The organism is Eisenbergiella porci (assembly GCF_009696275.1).
Classification (GTDB): domain Bacteria; phylum Bacillota; class Clostridia; order Lachnospirales; family Lachnospiraceae; genus Eisenbergiella; species Eisenbergiella porci.
In genome coordinates, this window is record NZ_VUMI01000084.1 from 1 (window position 1) to 15,400 (window position 15,400).

The 15,400-nt window shown below is 48.3% G+C and carries 15 protein-coding genes; 6 read left to right on the plus strand and 9 right to left on the minus strand.

The features are described from left to right. Window positions 1-259: 259 nt before the first annotated feature. From FYJ45_RS27635 to FYJ45_RS27645, 3 genes are all read left to right on the plus strand, one after another. Window positions 260-409 carry a hypothetical protein gene (locus FYJ45_RS27635; RefSeq protein ID WP_154468210.1) on the plus strand — a complete coding sequence of 50 codons (150 nt, stop codon included), beginning with the start codon at window positions 260-262 and terminating at the stop codon, window positions 407-409. A 509-nt stretch (window positions 410-918) separates the two neighbouring features. Further along, window positions 919-2,187, plus strand: coding sequence for a Y-family DNA polymerase (locus tag FYJ45_RS27640; RefSeq protein ID WP_154468211.1), 1,269 nt, complete (start codon window positions 919-921; stop codon window positions 2,185-2,187). Next, window positions 2,171-2,503 carry a YolD-like family protein gene (locus tag FYJ45_RS27645; RefSeq protein WP_320620505.1) on the plus strand — a complete coding sequence of 111 codons (333 nt, stop codon included), beginning with the start codon at window positions 2,171-2,173 and terminating at the stop codon, window positions 2,501-2,503. The genes FYJ45_RS27640 and FYJ45_RS27645 overlap by 17 nt, the downstream gene beginning before the upstream one ends. A 198-nt stretch (window positions 2,504-2,701) precedes the next feature. On the opposite strand, the gene FYJ45_RS27650 is transcribed toward FYJ45_RS27645, so the two are convergent. Then, window positions 2,702-4,072 (minus strand): MFS transporter, encoded by a 1,371-nt coding sequence (locus tag FYJ45_RS27650; RefSeq protein ID WP_102286885.1) that lies wholly within the window; start codon window positions 4,070-4,072, stop codon window positions 2,702-2,704. A gap of 690 nt (window positions 4,073-4,762) precedes the next feature. On the opposite strand from FYJ45_RS27650, the gene FYJ45_RS27655 reads away from it, so the two are divergent. Continuing rightward, entirely contained in the window at window positions 4,763-5,371 is a 609-nt protein-coding gene (locus FYJ45_RS27655) for a 5'-3' exonuclease (protein ID WP_154468212.1), read from the plus strand. Between the two features lie 10 nt (window positions 5,372-5,381). On the opposite strand, the gene FYJ45_RS27660 is transcribed toward FYJ45_RS27655, so the two are convergent. Further along, entirely contained in the window at window positions 5,382-5,942 is a 561-nt protein-coding gene (locus tag FYJ45_RS27660; RefSeq protein ID WP_154468213.1) for an HAD family hydrolase, read from the minus strand. 347 nt (window positions 5,943-6,289) lie between these two features. Here FYJ45_RS27660 and FYJ45_RS27665 point away from each other — a divergent pair, with 347 nt between their 5' ends. Beyond that, window positions 6,290-6,781, plus strand: coding sequence for an AIR synthase-related protein (locus FYJ45_RS27665; protein WP_154468214.1), 492 nt, complete (start codon window positions 6,290-6,292; stop codon window positions 6,779-6,781). A 105-nt stretch (window positions 6,782-6,886) separates the two neighbouring features. Here the strand turns inward: FYJ45_RS27665 and FYJ45_RS27670 are convergent, their stop codons facing one another. From FYJ45_RS27670 to FYJ45_RS27690, 5 genes are all read right to left on the minus strand, one after another. Then, window positions 6,887-7,921 carry a LacI family DNA-binding transcriptional regulator gene (locus FYJ45_RS27670; protein ID WP_154468215.1) on the minus strand — a complete coding sequence of 345 codons (1,035 nt, stop codon included), beginning with the start codon at window positions 7,919-7,921 and terminating at the stop codon, window positions 6,887-6,889. A gap of 155 nt (window positions 7,922-8,076) precedes the next feature. Next, window positions 8,077-9,948 (minus strand): elongation factor G, encoded by a 1,872-nt coding sequence (locus FYJ45_RS27675; protein WP_154468216.1) that lies wholly within the window; start codon window positions 9,946-9,948, stop codon window positions 8,077-8,079. 312 nt (window positions 9,949-10,260) lie between these two features. Further along, on the minus strand, window positions 10,261-12,420 hold the full coding sequence (feoB, locus tag FYJ45_RS27680; protein ID WP_154468217.1) for a ferrous iron transport protein B: 2,160 nt from the start codon (window positions 12,418-12,420) through the stop codon (window positions 10,261-10,263). Window positions 12,421-12,519: 99 nt separating this feature from the next. Beyond that, on the minus strand, window positions 12,520-12,741 hold the full coding sequence (locus FYJ45_RS27685) for a FeoA family protein (RefSeq protein WP_154468218.1): 222 nt from the start codon (window positions 12,739-12,741) through the stop codon (window positions 12,520-12,522). 16 nt (window positions 12,742-12,757) lie between these two features. Next, window positions 12,758-12,973: a FeoA family protein gene (locus FYJ45_RS27690; protein WP_021639415.1), complete on the minus strand. Its 216-nt coding sequence runs from the start codon at window positions 12,971-12,973 to the stop codon at window positions 12,758-12,760. Between the two features lie 361 nt (window positions 12,974-13,334). Here FYJ45_RS27690 and FYJ45_RS27695 point away from each other — a divergent pair, with 361 nt between their 5' ends. Next, window positions 13,335-13,694, plus strand: a complete 360-nt coding sequence (locus FYJ45_RS27695) for a metal-dependent transcriptional regulator (protein WP_025490683.1) — start codon at window positions 13,335-13,337, stop codon at window positions 13,692-13,694. 104 nt (window positions 13,695-13,798) lie between these two features. Here FYJ45_RS27695 and sufU read toward each other — a convergent pair whose 3' ends face one another. Together sufU and FYJ45_RS27705 are read right to left on the minus strand one after the other, a co-directional pair. After that, a complete protein-coding gene (gene sufU / locus FYJ45_RS27700) occupies window positions 13,799-14,227 on the minus strand; it encodes a Fe-S cluster assembly sulfur transfer protein SufU (protein ID WP_154468219.1) in 429 nt (142 codons plus the stop codon). Continuing rightward, the gene (locus FYJ45_RS27705; protein WP_330588851.1) at window positions 14,217-15,359 is read right to left on the minus strand and encodes an aminotransferase class V-fold PLP-dependent enzyme; all 1,143 of its coding nucleotides are present in this window, start codon (window positions 15,357-15,359) and stop codon (window positions 14,217-14,219) included. The genes sufU and FYJ45_RS27705 overlap by 11 nt, the downstream gene beginning before the upstream one ends. Between the last annotated feature and the right edge of the window lie 41 nt (window positions 15,360-15,400).

Here is a 15,400-nt window from a genome sequence, read left to right on the forward strand (position 1 = left end):
CCTTGCGGATACATAGGGCAGAGCCCTATGCCCTCGGAGAGCTTTCAAGTATCAATATCTGCAGTTTTCAAGGTTCTTTTGAGCCTATTTTTTTGACTCTTTTTTTCATACATCATTTGACACTATCCGGGATTTTGAGGCGTATGCGTTAAAATACGGTCTTCCCATCACTACCCTGAAGGAGCTTATTACTTATAATCAGGAAGATTCCAGGCGGCGCATCCGTTATGGACAGGATCTTCTGGAAGCAGCGGACGGGGTGGAACAGTGCGATGACGGCCCCATAAAGGGTTCCATACAGGAAGCGCAGGAAATTCTGGATACACTTTTTTCAGAGCACGGCCTGGATGCCGTCGTTTTTCTGAACAGCACGGCCTCCGCCACTGTTTCCGCCGCCGGTTATCCTTAGTTGACGGTGCCCCTTGGCATGGATAAAAAAGGAGTCCCCCAGGGCGCGACCTTTGCTGCGGAATATGGCCGGGAGCGAAAGCTTCTGGAGCTTGGCTATTCCTTTGAACAGAATGTGCAGGGGCGGTTCCGGCCCTGAACGAAGGATTTTTTGCCAGGATTTTCCTGAGGCATTAGAGCCTTGCAGTTCGCCGCAGCCACAAAATCCATTTGATACTCGTAACAGTTCAGATAGCAGATCTGTTACTCCTGTTGCAATTATTCAGCTGTCCAGCCCTTTCACAGTTACTTTATTTTCCCTATATTTATCAAAAAATTTTTTGGTTGTTTACTCCGAACATCAGTTCTGTTATAATCAAATTATACGGCTGCCCTGCAATGCTTTCTGCCGCCCTTCTTCTTTCTTCCCGGCATGCCAACAGGGCGCAGCCTGCTCACTCTTACAGGCGGCGTACTCTGTTAAGCCGGGCCTGTGCAGGATAATATCCATATGGACTGGAGGTCCTGGGAATGTCTGACAGAATGTATTTATGTATTGATTTGAAATCTTTTTATGCTTCCGTAGAGTGTGTGGAACGCGGCCTCGATCCTCTTACCACCAATCTGGTTGTTGCGGACCCTGAACGTCACAGCGGCACTATATGTCTGGCCGTATCCCCCTCCATGAAAAGCATGGGCGTCAGGAACCGCTGCCGAGTATTCCAGATTCCTGACAATATGAAATATATCATGGCGCCGCCGCGCATGAAGTTATATATCGAACACTCCGCCAATATTTATTCCATTTATTTAAAATATGCGGCCAAAGAGGATATTCACGTATATTCCATTGATGAAGCCTTTCTGGATATCACGGATTATCTGCCTATGTACCGCCTTACAGCCAGGAAACTGGCCCTTCGCATCCTTCAGGACATCCGTGACACCACCGGCCTTCCTGCAGCCTGCGGCATCGGTACGAACCTGTATCTTGCCAAAATAGCCCTGGATATCACAGCAAAGCATAATTCTGATTTTATAGGCTATCTGGACGAAGAGACTTACCGTAAGACTTTATGGGATCACCGGCCGCTTACCGATTTCTGGCGGATCGGCTCCGGCATTGCCAGCCGGCTGTCGTCCATGGGAATCACCTCAATGGGCGAGGTTGCCCATATGGACGAAAAGCTTCTTTATAAAGCCTTCGGCGTTGATGCAGAATATCTCATCGACCATTCCTGGGGAAGGGAACCCACCACCATCGCGGAAATCAAAGCCTATAAATCAAAAAACAATTCCCTCTCCAGCGGCCAAGTGCTGTTTCGGGAATATAATTATGAAGAAGGGCTGCTCATCGTCAAGGAAATGGTGGATCTGCTCTGTCTTGACCTGGTGGATAAGGGCCTTGTCACGGATTCCATTTTTCTTTACGTGGGTTATTCCCGGGATACCGCAAAATCCTCCCACGGGACCTCCCCGCTCACCGTAACGACCAACTCCGTACGTGTCATTACCAAAGCTTTTTCCCTGCTGTATGAGAAAATAGTTAACAAAACCGCCCCTATCCGCCGCGTAAATATCGGCTTTAACAATGTGGTGGATGAGGCATACGAGCAGTACGATCTCTTTACCGACCCTGCCGAGCTGGAAAAGGATCGGAAAATACAGATAGCCGTCCTGGACATCAAGAAAAAATTCGGCAAAAATGCCATCATGAAAGGAATGAACCTGGAGGATGCCGCAACTACCAGAGAACGGAATCTTCAGATAGGAGGTCATAAAAGTGGCGAATCAGACTAAGGCCGACCGTGCTAAAATTTTCATGCCCTTCGATGCAGTAAAAGGCTTCCGTGAAGCTCTTGCTGAAAAAGAGCGGATCATTGTTCCCAAAACAGAACTGTCAGAGGAGCGCAAGGAAGAGCTGGACCGCAGGCTGAGGATGATACACACCGGAGACATCATCACCGTCGTTTACTTTCATGACGGTGAATACGTAAAGCTCACCGGCATGGTCTCAAAATTCAATCCCGCCGGCAGAACGCTATCCATTGTTAATACCATGATACCCCTTGACGATATCCGCGAACTGGAGAATTCTGCAGGAGATAATTTCTAGGGCAAACGCATATAAACCGGCCGGGGCGCAAACCTGCTTTAATAAATGGGCGAAAAATCTCATCACAGCTATGCCCTGCGCGCGCCCCCTGTCCCACCACAACAAACGCTGCAGGCCTTTTTGCAGCCTGCAGCGTCTGACTATTATACATATTTAAAATTCCCGTTTCGTTTTTACGGTTTCTTTCCCAATCTTTTCTTACTGTTTCCCATGCTCCGCATCCCAGTCTTCATTTGCTTTTTCCACCTTCAGGGAATACAGAAGTATTATCATAATTATAACCATGATAAACGGGAACCACAGATACAGGAAGTTCAGCATATTAATACAGGACTGCGGCTGAATCTCCGCGTTTGCTATATAACCGCCGGCTGCGAGCAGCCATCCGGTTAATGCGGTACCGATGCCGCTTCCGATCTTAATTCCCAGTGAGGAGCAGGAGTACATGGTTCCGTCAATCCTCTTGCCTTTTGTCCTGTAGGTATAATCGCTGGTTGCTGCAATCAGCGCGTTCAGATCTCCGGTCAGGGGGCTGACACAGAGTCCGGCAAGAACGGAGAAGCACAGCATCATGGGGATATTGCCCATCATTCCGCCCACAATAAAACCGATTCTCATAAAGAAAGCGATACAATACCCGAACAGATTTACCTTATACATTCCCTTTGCTTTTTTCACCAGCCAGGGAGTAAATGCCAGGCCGATAATCATCGGGAACATCTGCGCCGCGGAAAAGGTTCCCAGCAAAGCGGGATTGCCCAGCACATAGGTCATATAATAAATACCGATGCCCGCAATGCCAGTCTGAATATAAGTCAGGACATAAACAGCTACAATAATCAGATAATATTTGTTCGCAAACAGAAGCTTGGCGGATTCCCAAAGGGACAGCTTATCTTCCCCTCCCTTTTCAGCGGAGGTCTGCACCTTTTCTTCTTCATCCGGCACTTCCTTTACAGACAGGACGGATATGGTATTTACCACCAGGCCGATAAGCCCGTACACAATTGCCACGTTACGCCAGCCTGCAGCGCCGCCGCCCATGGATGCCACTGCCTTAATGGTAATGGATGCCACTACCAGGTTGGTTGCCAGGGAAAACATGAACCGGATGGATCCCATCTGCACACGTTCATTGTTGTTTTTGGTGATAAGCGCTGTTAAAGATGCATATGCAATATTGTTTGCGGTATAGAATACAGCATTCAGCAGCGTGTATGCGATAAAGAAATAAGCATATTTTGCGGTATCGCCCCAACTGGAGGGAATCGCAAAGATCGCAATCAGACATACTGTATTTCCTATGTAGGACCAGAGCATCCAGGGACGCGCTTTCCCCATTTTACTCTTGGTCTTGTCAATCAGGCTGCCGAAAAATACGTCCGTCACGCCGTCTGCAAATTTTGAGAACATCATCAGAGTTCCTACAATACCTGCATTCAGCCCCACCGTATCCGTCAGATAGATCAGAACAAAGCTTGTCAACAGGGCATAGACCATATTGGCTGCCCAGTCACCGGAACCATACCCCAGTTTGTTGTACCATTTCAAATACTTTTTTTCCTGCATATCCCCTTGCACTCCTTTTTTGTTTGTCCAAACCCTGCATCTGCGTTGTATACCCGGTATCCGTGTCTCCGGATCTTACATCCCCGCCATTACAGAAGTCCGGCATTTTTTCCCTTTTGCAGTTGATTTATTCTCTGCAATTAGCAGTGTGTACGAGCACTATATTTATATTTTAGTTTTATACTTCCATTTTGTCAATAGAACAAAGTTATACGCAAATATTTCTATGCATTTTTCACAAATTACAAGTTGTAATTTTATTATTTTTTTCATACAAAACGTGAACGCGATGTGTCCGCACACATTTTCGTTCTGTATTTTACATATTCACCATATTTCTGCAAATGCAGTGCTGTTTTACAGTACTACAATTATTGCGTAAAAAAAGCAAACAAACTTAGAGTGAATACAGATCTGTGCTGTTATAGTCTATGATAATCTGATATACTCAGGAAAATGGGGATTGAAATATTGGACATATGAATAAAGAATTGTAAAATTGAAAAGGGAAATTTTATTCTGATTGCCGCCGCTATGGCTGTTATTATCGCCGCTTCCGCTGCCAAATCCGTTTTTGCCCTGTTTTCGCCCTGTTTTTGCGTCCGTTTTCCTTCCCGGCAGCCGTAATCCTGCCAGCGGCTTTTATTTTAATATTTTCACGGCATCAGATATCAGGGAGGTTATAAAGATATGGACAAGCTGCTGATTATTGACGGTTCCAACCTTCTTTTTCAAATGTTTTTCGGCATGCCTTCGCGTATTATAAACGGGAAGGGAAAGGCGGTCCAGCAACTGGAAACCGATGACATTATCGCGGGCTATGCTTACGCCTATGGGGAACAAATGTCAGTTGTAATTGCTTCCTTTGACAGTGATTTTTTTCAGCTGATCAATAAAAATATAAGGGTTTTACGCTACCGCGGCAAAAATACGGTTGTCTGTGATTCTGATTATATCAAAGAAAAACTGGGCATCGCACCTTCCCTGTATGCGGATTTTAAATCCCTTACAGGTGACAGCTCCGACAACATAAAAGGCGCGGATAAGATCGGTCCGAAAACCGCTGCCCGGCTTCTCCATGAATTCGGGGATTTGGAAAGCATCCTTGAAAATTCCGACAGTATCGAAAGACCGTCCATAAAAGAATCAATTGTAAAAAATGCAGAACGACTGCGCACGAATTATAAACTCATAAAGCTTGGCGGCAAAGCTGTAATCCCATTTTCCATAAGCGAATTAGAATATAATTACAGCGGAATTACAACAAATGAAGTCCTGAACGGGATTGGATTAAAATAAATGAAGAGAACTATCTTCCAGGCGCTTTATCCTCAAGTTTTCTGTTCAGTTCCTCCAGTAAAGCAGGAAGCTCCGAAGGATGATGTACCGTATAATCCGGCCTCCAGTCCTCTTCCTCTATAGTTCTGTAATAACGCGGCGACCAGTCCAGCCAGATGCTGGTAATCCCAAAACGGTTTGCCCCTGCAATATCCTTTTTCAAATTATTGCCAATCATGACAATCCGTTTCTTATCCTTTTCCTCCAGTCCCAGCTGTTCCATGGCTGTCTGAAACATAATTGCCTCCGGCTTCTGCTGTCCCACTGTTTCCGAAACCACCCAAGCATCGAAGCAGCTGCGCAGTCCGTTTTTTCTGTAAACATTCTGAAAGGACGCTTCTTCCCCGTCCGCTACAAGCGCAACAGTGTAACCTTCCTCATGCAGCTGCTGCAGTATTTCTCCTGCATTTTCAATAAACTCCGCCTGGCTTACAATCCCCGGTTCCTGTGCATCATAAACCTGGGAAGCCTCGTCGATAATGGTGTCTCCGCTGTCCGTAAAGATAATCAGCGTTTTATTTTTCTCCATCATACTTTCTTTCTCCTTACTCTGCCTGTAAAAAACTTTGTTCATTTACAAATTTCCTCTGTTTTGACTTTTTCCTGTTTACTGTACAGGAAAACAATTTCCGGTCTAAGTATACCTGTAAAGCCCAAAATAATCTATGTAATATTTGTCCTGAAAAAGTCAAAAACATTGCATTTTTTGTTTTATTTTTTTCTTCAACAATACCGCCCCCTGCTCATGACTTTCAATTTCCAAAAAGTCCCCCGAATTCTATCAGTGGTAGAAAAAGGCTGTAAACTCAAAAAAGCAGTTATTGTAACAGCCCATACGCCCAAGCTATAATCACTGTATAAGAAACGGAGGAATGCGCAATGCTGGACAGTATTAAAATCGGACATTTTATCTCAGAGAAGAGAAAAGAATTGAAAATGACGCAGATAAAGCTGGATCGTATAGACGGCCTGACATTTATCGAACAGATTATGAAGCCCCACACGCCCTATTACAAAGCGGTTAAGGAACTGTTCGGCCAGGAATATCTCCACGGCATGGCTCATATCACAGGGGGCGGGATAGAAGGCAATCTCTGCCGCATTATCCCTGATGGCCTTACGGCGGAAATCAGCCTGCCGCAAATCAGGCCGCTTCCTGTATTCAAATATATTAAGCTGCGGGGAAACGTGGAGGATGAAGAAATGCTGCGGACCTTCAACTGTGGCGTCGGCTTTGTCCTGGTGGTTTCCCGGGAGGAAAAAGAGGATGTAGTACGCCGCATCTCCCAACATTACCCCTGCTATGAAATCGGAAGGATAACAAAAGGGGGCAGGAAAATTGCAATGAAAGGAAGACTCAGCTGGCTTTAATCAGTTAAAAAGGAATAGCGCCTCTTCATCAAGACGTTCTCTTTATTTTCCAATAACATACAGGAAGGTTCCCCGCAGCTCTGTTCTCCGAATAAGCAGGCAGCGCTATACATTCTGGCTGATACGTATGCTTAGCTCCGTAAAATAGTATTCCTTCATCGGTTCCATGCCAAGCGCCAGGTAATTGAAGAGAAGCTCCAACGGAAGCGCTCCCTGTTTTTCCGGTTCCTGGCATATGGTGGCGGCAATTACGCCGTCCTTTACCATCTGACGCTGCTTTTCCACCAGATCGTTGGAGATGATCTTAATGTCCCTGCCGGTGCTGGCTTTGCGTATTGCCTGACAGATGCTGTAATCTCCGGGATTTACCAGATACAGAATATTGATTTCGGGATGGCATTCCACCATTCCCTGCACTGCTACAAAAAAATCAAACTGATCCTTCTCCCTTGTCATCACCTGCTGGGAAACCACGGACATTTCCGGGTATCTTTCACTGATTTCCATATGGAAGCCTTCCATACGTGCCTTAAAGCTGCTTATGGTACCGTCATCCACAGAAACCACACCTACCCGGGCTTTACCATCGGTCATCAGGGCCGCTACTCCTGCTGCCAGCCGGCCCGACTTCTCGTAGTCACAGCCGACATAGGCCATCCTGTCCGCTCCCGGTTCGTCCATATTATAAAAAATTACAGGTACCGGCTCTCTCCCACATGACTTCATAGCCCTGGTAAAGTGCTCGGACAGAACGCCGTTAATCACCCAGCCGTCCATTGCATTCTCACTGACAATACGCTCCAGGCACTCTTCATCCATCAACTCCTCTATCCTGGTAATAAAAAAAAGTACCTCAACGCCGTACTGCCTCAGTTCCTCCGCCTGCTTTTCCGCGCCTTTGAGCACATCTGTAAAAAAAGGCGCAAATTCATCGTCCACACAGATAAAACCCAGCTTCAGATGCTTCTTCCTCGCCGCCAGGCCTTTTCCCGCCACATTCGGCTTATATCCCAGCTCCTGGGCTATCCGGCGCACCCGTTCCTCTTTTTCCGGATTCACCTTTCCCCGGTTATTCAGCACACGGTCCACCGTTCCTCTTGAAACACCGGCCCTGTCCGCAATTTCTTTTATTGTTACCATACCTGTCACCTTTTCCTGTTTTCATCTGGTAAATGGTCTGCATTGTTATTTTTCCGCATATGCCGGACTTTAACGTAAATTGTAGCATCCCGGCAGGCCGGTGTCAAATTCTGTGCCGAACGAAAAATCAAGCAAAACAGCTTCCGGAAAAGGCTTCAGCCATTCCCCTCCTGTCTGCACCTTCTATACTCCAAAAACTCCATTTCAAAGATTCCCATGCCGCCTGTCATGCTCTTTAGTTCCACCTGGAATTCCTTTGCCGTATCAAAGGGCACCTGGCCTGAAACCTCCAATTCATCGCCGTTATAGCCCACATCGTCAATAGAAGCCTGCATATTGGCAAGCCTGCCCATCAGTCTCTTCTCACAGCCTGACGGTGCAAACAGCCGGTAGCTCATAACCGGCTCCAGCTTAATCACTCCGGCCTGCCGCAGCGCTTTTCTGACCACCAGGGGCGCAAGTCTGCGGTAATCCGCAGGTGTACTCGTCACACTGTCGTAGTCTGCGTCCACGAATACAATCCGGGTATCCGCCACGGCATATTCAAGCCCTTCCTCGAGCGCCTTCCATACCCCCTCTCTCACCGCATTCTGAAATGATTTCTCTATAAAGCCAAAGGAAACCTGTGTCTCATACCGGTTGCCTTCCCCAGCCTCCAGCGGTTCCATCCGTATTCCGATTCCCGCTCTGTGCAGGTTCCTTTTTTCTCCCATTCGTATTTCCGCACAGGCAGCTGAGACAGGCTTTTCCCTGCATATCGTCTTCATACCGGAAAATTCCGCTTTCACACCAAACCTTTCCGCCAGCGTATCCCGGAGGATTTCTATCTGCAGCTTTCCGAACAAATCCATCAGTATTTCCCCTGTCTGCTCCGATACCCTGACCTTAAGCAACGGATCCTCCTCCGTCAGCACATTCAGCGCATCCAGAAGCCGGTATCTGTCCCCAGTCTCCGCCGGCGCCACATTTACGCACAGCATCGGCTCCATCAGGCGCCCCATATTTTTACCGCCGCAGGCTTCACCGATAAATCCGCCGCAGTCCAGAGCCGGGATATCCGTCAGGATTCCGATGTCATTTACCCCTACCTTTACGGCAGGTATCTGCCTGCCCCGGCTTACAGTCATCAGATTGTTAATCGTGATCTCCTGAACCGCCCCGGCAGCGGACACCCTGTCCTTTTGCGAAATCGTTCCGGAAAATACCCGGAAAAAAACCTTCTTATGTCCGCACTCATCATGCTCCACCTTATAAATATAGGCGGAAAGACGGCTGCTTTCCGGTTTTCTTACAGGAAGCCAGCGGACTATCCCCCGCATCAGCTGTTCAATTCCCAGATCCTTCAGGGCAGAACCTGCATAGACCGGATACTGCCGCCCTTTTCCCACGCGGAACCTTAAACATGCCTCCAGCTCTTCCGCCTCCACCTTCTGGCCATCCAGGTACTTTTCCAGAAGCTTTTCGGAACACATGATAATCTGCTCCGTGTAAACAGTGTCCGCCCAGTCATATTCCCTTATTGTATAATCCTGCTGCGGCGTCCGCTTAACCTCCTGCATCTGTATAATCCTCGTTGACAGCTGGGTACGGATCTGCGCCAGAACCGCCTCATAGTCCGCGCCCACCCTGTCTGTTTTGTTAATGAAAAGGATGACCGGCATCTTCATTTTCTTCAGCTGGTGAAAGAGAATTCTTGTCTGGGGCTGCACGCCCTCTCTTGCCGATATGACCAGCACCACGCCGTCCAGCGCCCGGAGGGAACGCTCCACCTCCCCGATAAAATCCACATGACCCGGTGTATCAATCAGATTAATTTTCACATCGCCTATGGGAAAAGAGACGGTGGAAGCCTTGATTGTCATTCCTCTCTTCTGCTCCAGCTCCAGGGAATCCGTGATTGTGGTTCCCCTGTCCACGCTTCCCCTGCTCTTAATAATTCCGCTGTGGTAAAGGAGACTCTCCGTCAGCGTGGTTTTTCCTGCGTCCACATGGGCGAGTATGCCCAGGTTCAATATTCTGTTTTCCATTTTCCATACGCTTTCCAGCCAGTTTTACATTCCTTATATGGGGACGGAATGCCTGCCTGCGGTAAAAAAGCGTACAAAAAAACCACAGTCTGTAACTGTGGTTAAAATAATCCTGTTAAAAAGACGCTTCTTATCTCAACACATGGCAGGCTGACTTATTATTTATGAAATTCCCATGGAAAAAAGTTTTTCTCATATTTAATCAACCTCCTGCTGTTTATTTTGTTCAGTATAGCAAGCCGGACAGGACTTGTCAATGCTGAATTTGTTTTCATGCTGAATTCGTTTTCATCTTTCCTGCAGAATTTGTTTTCATCTTTCCTTATATGGCCTTACCAGCAGATAGAGGAAGCCTGCAAGAAGAAGTATTGCCACTACGGTGCCAATTCCAAAGGCGCCTGCCGTAAAGAGAATCCCGAGCTGGTATACACAGAGGGAAACCACATATGCCAGACCCGTCTGGTAGCCGATTGCGAACCAGAACCATTTTGCATTGTTCATTTCTCTCTTGATAGCGCCCATTGCTGCAAAACAGGGCGCGCACAGAAGGTTGAATACCAGGAAGGAGTATGCCGCTAATGCGGTCATGCTACCTGCCAGCGTTCCCCAGATTTCGGTGCCGTCTTCGGCAACCTCGGCAAAACCGTAAAGAATACCAAATGTACCCACCACGTTTTCCTTGGCTACCAGCCCGGTAATAGCCGCCACTGTGGACTTCCAGTCTCCCCAGCCAAGCGGAATGAATATCCAGGAAACGGCGCTGCCGATTTTAGCCAGGATGCTGTGGTTAATTTCCATAGCTTCAAGCATCCTGAACTGTCCGTCCACCCATCCGAAGTAAGTGGTAAACCATATTACGATAGTGGAAAGCAGGATAACGGTACCGGCTTTTTTGATGAAGGACCAGCCGCGCTCCCACATGCTGCGAAGCACATTTCCCACGGTAGGCCAATGATATGCAGGGAGCTCCATAACGAAGGGCGCAGGATCCCCGGTAAACAATTTTGTCTTTTTTAAAATAATGCCGGAACAGATGATTGCCCCGATTCCCACAAAGTAGGCGCTGGGTGCAACCCACCAGGCTCCGCCGAACAACGCGCCTGCAATCAGGGCGATAATGGGAAGCTTCGCTCCGCAGGGAACAAAGGTGGTCGTCATAATGGTCATTTTACGGTCACGGTCGTTTTCAATGGTACGGGAAGCCATGATGCCGGGCACGCCGCAGCCGCTTCCAATGAGCATCGGGATAAAGGATTTTCCGGAAAGGCCGAATCTGCGGAAAATTCTGTCCATGATGAAGGAAATCCTTGCCATATAACCGCAGCTTTCCAGGAAGGCCAGGAAAATAAAGAGCACCAGCATCTGAGGGACAAAGCCGAGCACAGCGCCCACGCCGGCCACAATGCCGTCAAGGATAAGTCCCTGCAGCCAGTCCGCACAGCCCACCGTATTCAGCAGGGATTCCACAAGAACAGGGATGCCCGGCACCTCCAGGCCGAACAGGCTCCAGCCGTCACCGAATACGCCGTCGTTGGCCCAGCCCGTGGCCCAGGTGCCTACAGTCGTTACGCAGACATAATAAATGATAAACATAACCACTGCAAAAATGGGAAGCGCCAGCCAGCGGTTGGTTACAATCCTGTCGATTTTATCGGAGGCTGTCATGTCCTGCTTCCTGTTCCTGCTGTAGCATTCACTGATAATGGAGGAAATATATACATATCTTTCATTGGTGATAATACTTTCCGTATCATCATCCAATTCTTTTTCAATCCGGTTTATTTCTTCAGATACATCAGGGACCTGCGCCATCTGCTCCTGAATCTTGTCGTCCTTTTCCAGCAGTTTGATGGCAAAAAATCTTTTCTGCGCTTCCGGGACACTGCTGCCCAGCTTTGCTTCTACGGAATCCAGCACGCTTTCCACTTCGGGGGCAAAGGTATGTACAGGCACTGCCGCATCCTTGCGGCCTGCGATGCTGATAGCCTTTTCTGCCGCTTTCCGGATACCGGTTCCCTTTAATGCGGAAATCTCCACAACCTCGCAGCCAAGCTTTTTGCTCAGCCTGTCAAAATGGATGACATCGCCGTTCTTTTCCACTATGTCCATCATATTGACAGCCATAACCACCGGTATCCCCAGTTCCATCAGCTGTGTGGAAAGGTACAGGTTTCTCTCAATATTCGTGCCGTCCACAATATTTATAATCGCATCCGGTCTTTCGTTGATCAGATAATTTCTTGCAACGACCTCCTCCAGAGTATAGGGAGAAAGGGAATAGATGCCCGGTAGGTCCATGATGATCACATCCATGGAACCTGCGGTTCCGTGTGACCGCTTCAGCTTCCCCTCTTTTTTCTCCACCGTTACACCGGGCCAGTTTCCCACAAACTGATTGGAACCTGTCAGCGCATTAAACAATGTCGTCTTTCCGCAGTTCGGATTTCCTGCTAATGCAATCTTAATTGACATATTCTACCTCTTTCCGCCTCATTGCAGCTATGTTTCCTGTCATTTAATTTGTCTTAACTATCTTTTATTAGTTATGTCTAACTACTATCTAAAAAAATTTTATTCCACCAAAATCATTTCTGCATCGGCTTTCCGCAGCGACAGCTCATAACCTCTTACAGTTACTTCCACAGGATCTCCCAGGGGCGCTGTCTTTCTGACAAAAATATCAATCCCCTTCGTAATCCCCATATCCATAATCCTTCTTTTCACTGCGCCTTCCCCGGTAAGCTTTGTCACCTTTACTCTTTCCCCGCAGGGAATCTCTTTTAATGTCCTCATCTTGTCTCCCTTTCTTCTAACATACCATGATTTTGTTGGCCATATCTTTTCCGATAGCCACTCTGGAATCCTTAACATTCACTATCATATTGCCGCCGATTTCAGATACTACAGTTACCACGCCGCCGGTTACAAAGCCAAGGTTCTCAAGAAACCTCCTTGTTTCCTCCCTGCCGCCAACTTTACGTATTACACTGGGTTCACCTGCATTCACCATTGTCAAAGGCATCATTCCACCTTCTTTCTTTTTTGATATTGGGGATTGATTTCATTCCCTGTTCTTCTCGATTAGTATATTCTAACTCCCAATAGTTGTCAATGTTATTACTGATAATAATTTCTCATTAGCAGGTAGGATGAGGGCATGGCGAGGTTTTTGCGGCGCCGGGGGCGGGGAGGAGGGGCGGAGAGGGGAAGGGTTATTGTATGGGTATGTTCCCACTCAGTTAAAAACGCAGCGATGCTAACGCTGCAGGTTTGTTGCGTGCTGCGGGGATAAATATATTTGCTGATATTATAAAAATATGGTATACTAACGCCAGTTAGTTCATTCGGATTACAGTAACTTTATGTCAGGAAGCGGGGTGAGTATATTGGCAGTGGGTGAATCCTCTGAAAATTATCTGGAGACAATTTTAATTCTGAGTAAATCACACCCGGTTGTCCGTTCGGTGGATGTGGCGGAGGAGCTGGGTTTTAAGAAATCCAGCGTCAGCGTGGCCATGAAGAATCTGCGGGAGCGGGAGCATATTACGGTGACTAAGGAAGGCTATATTTATCTGACGGAGTCAGGCCGTGAAATCGCTGAAATGATTTATGAAAGGCATCAGCTTCTCTCCGCATGGCTCGTAAAGCTGGGCGTGGATGAGAAGATTGCCGCTGAGGATGCTTGTAAGATTGAGCATGTCATCAGTAAGGAGAGCTTTGACGCGATTAAAAAGCATGTAAAATAACCGTTAATGCAAAGGTGTTGGTCAGTTACAAATAAGTGTTGGAAAATCCCGGCGGCCTGTATGGCCCCGGGATTTTTTCATGTACGGGCAGTGTTCTGCGGGGTTCAGTTTTCTTTGGCTAAAAGTTCTTCCAGAGTATGCCAGCCCAGTACCGCGCATTTTACGCGGGCGGGCATATGGCTTACGTCCTGGAGGCAGGCGGCTTCCTCCAGGTCATCGATTTCCTCCGGAGAGGCCTGGCCCTGGATCATTCTCAGGAAAATGCCGGAAAGGCGGACGGCCTCTTCTTTTGTTTTTCCGATGACCAGATCCAGCATCATGTCCGCCGAGGCCTGGGAAACGGCGCAGCCGCTTCCTTCAAAGGCTCCGTCCTTTATCCTGCCGTCTTCTATTTTCAGCCTGAGCACAATATCATCTCCGCAGCTGGGATTTACGCCCTCCAGCTCCAGCCCCGCCCCGGCAAGGGGGTGCTTGTGGGCGGGATGCATGTTGTGGTCAATGAGTATTTCATGATAAAAAGTTCTATTCTCCATATCCCATTTTTCTCCTTACTAGTCGCAGGCTGTGAAGAAATGCCTGTATTTCATTTTCCGTATTATAGAAGGCAATGCTTGCTCTTGCGGTGGATGAGACGCCGAGATAGTCCATCAGGGGCTGGGCGCAGTGATGGCCCGCCCGTACCGCAATGTGATCCGCATCCAGTATGGAGGCTACATCATGGGGATGCACGCCGTCCACAGTGAAGGTGAGTATCCCGCTGTGCTGTGTTCCATCCGCCGAGCCAAGGATCCGGACGCCGGGGATTTGCTTCATTCCCTCAAAAGCCAGTACGGTCAGTTCATCCTCCCTTTGCTTCAGCCGTTCCCAGCCGATTTTTTCCAGATATCGGATTGCAGCTTCCAGGGCCGCCGCTCCCGCGGCATTTACCGTCCCCGCTTCGAATTTATGGGGAAGGGGAGCATAAACGGCATCCCGGCGGCTTACCCTTTCTATCATCTCCCCGCCGGTCAGGAAGGGAGGCATGGCTTCCAGCAGTTCTTTTTTCCCATACAGCACGCCGATTCCCATGGGCGCCATCAGCTTATGGCCGGAAAAAGCGAGGAAATCAGCGTCCAGCGCCTGTACGTCAATGGGAACGTGGGGCGCGCTCTGGGCGGCGTCCACCACCACAACAGCTCCCTGCCTGTGGGCCAGGTCTGTAATTTCCCGGACAGGGTTCACTCTGCCGAAAACATTGGAAATATGGGCCACTGCCACCAGCCTGGTCCGCGCAGTGACGGCCTGGCGGATACGTTCCGGCATCAGTGTTCCGTCCGTCTCACATTCCAGGAACTTAAGTACGGCTCCCGTGCGCTTTGCCGCCATCTGCCATGGCAGAAGGTTGCTGTGGTGCTCCATGATACTGACCAGAATTTCATCGCCGGGCCGAAGCTTCGACAGCGCATAGCTGTAAGCGACCAGATTCAGGGATTCCGTGGTATTTCTTGTAAAAATTATTTCCTCCGGGCATGCCGCGTTGAGGAAGCGGCATACGGTTTTTCTCGCATTTTCATACTGCTGTGTGGCATCCATTCCCAGCTCATATAAATCCCCATTCCGCCGCCTTCGGCTGGCGGCACAAATAGTAATGAAAGTGTTCCAACTCTCTACGCTGTGTTGTAAAATAGTTTGTGAGAAGCTACACTACAAAGCACGGGAGGAGGAGT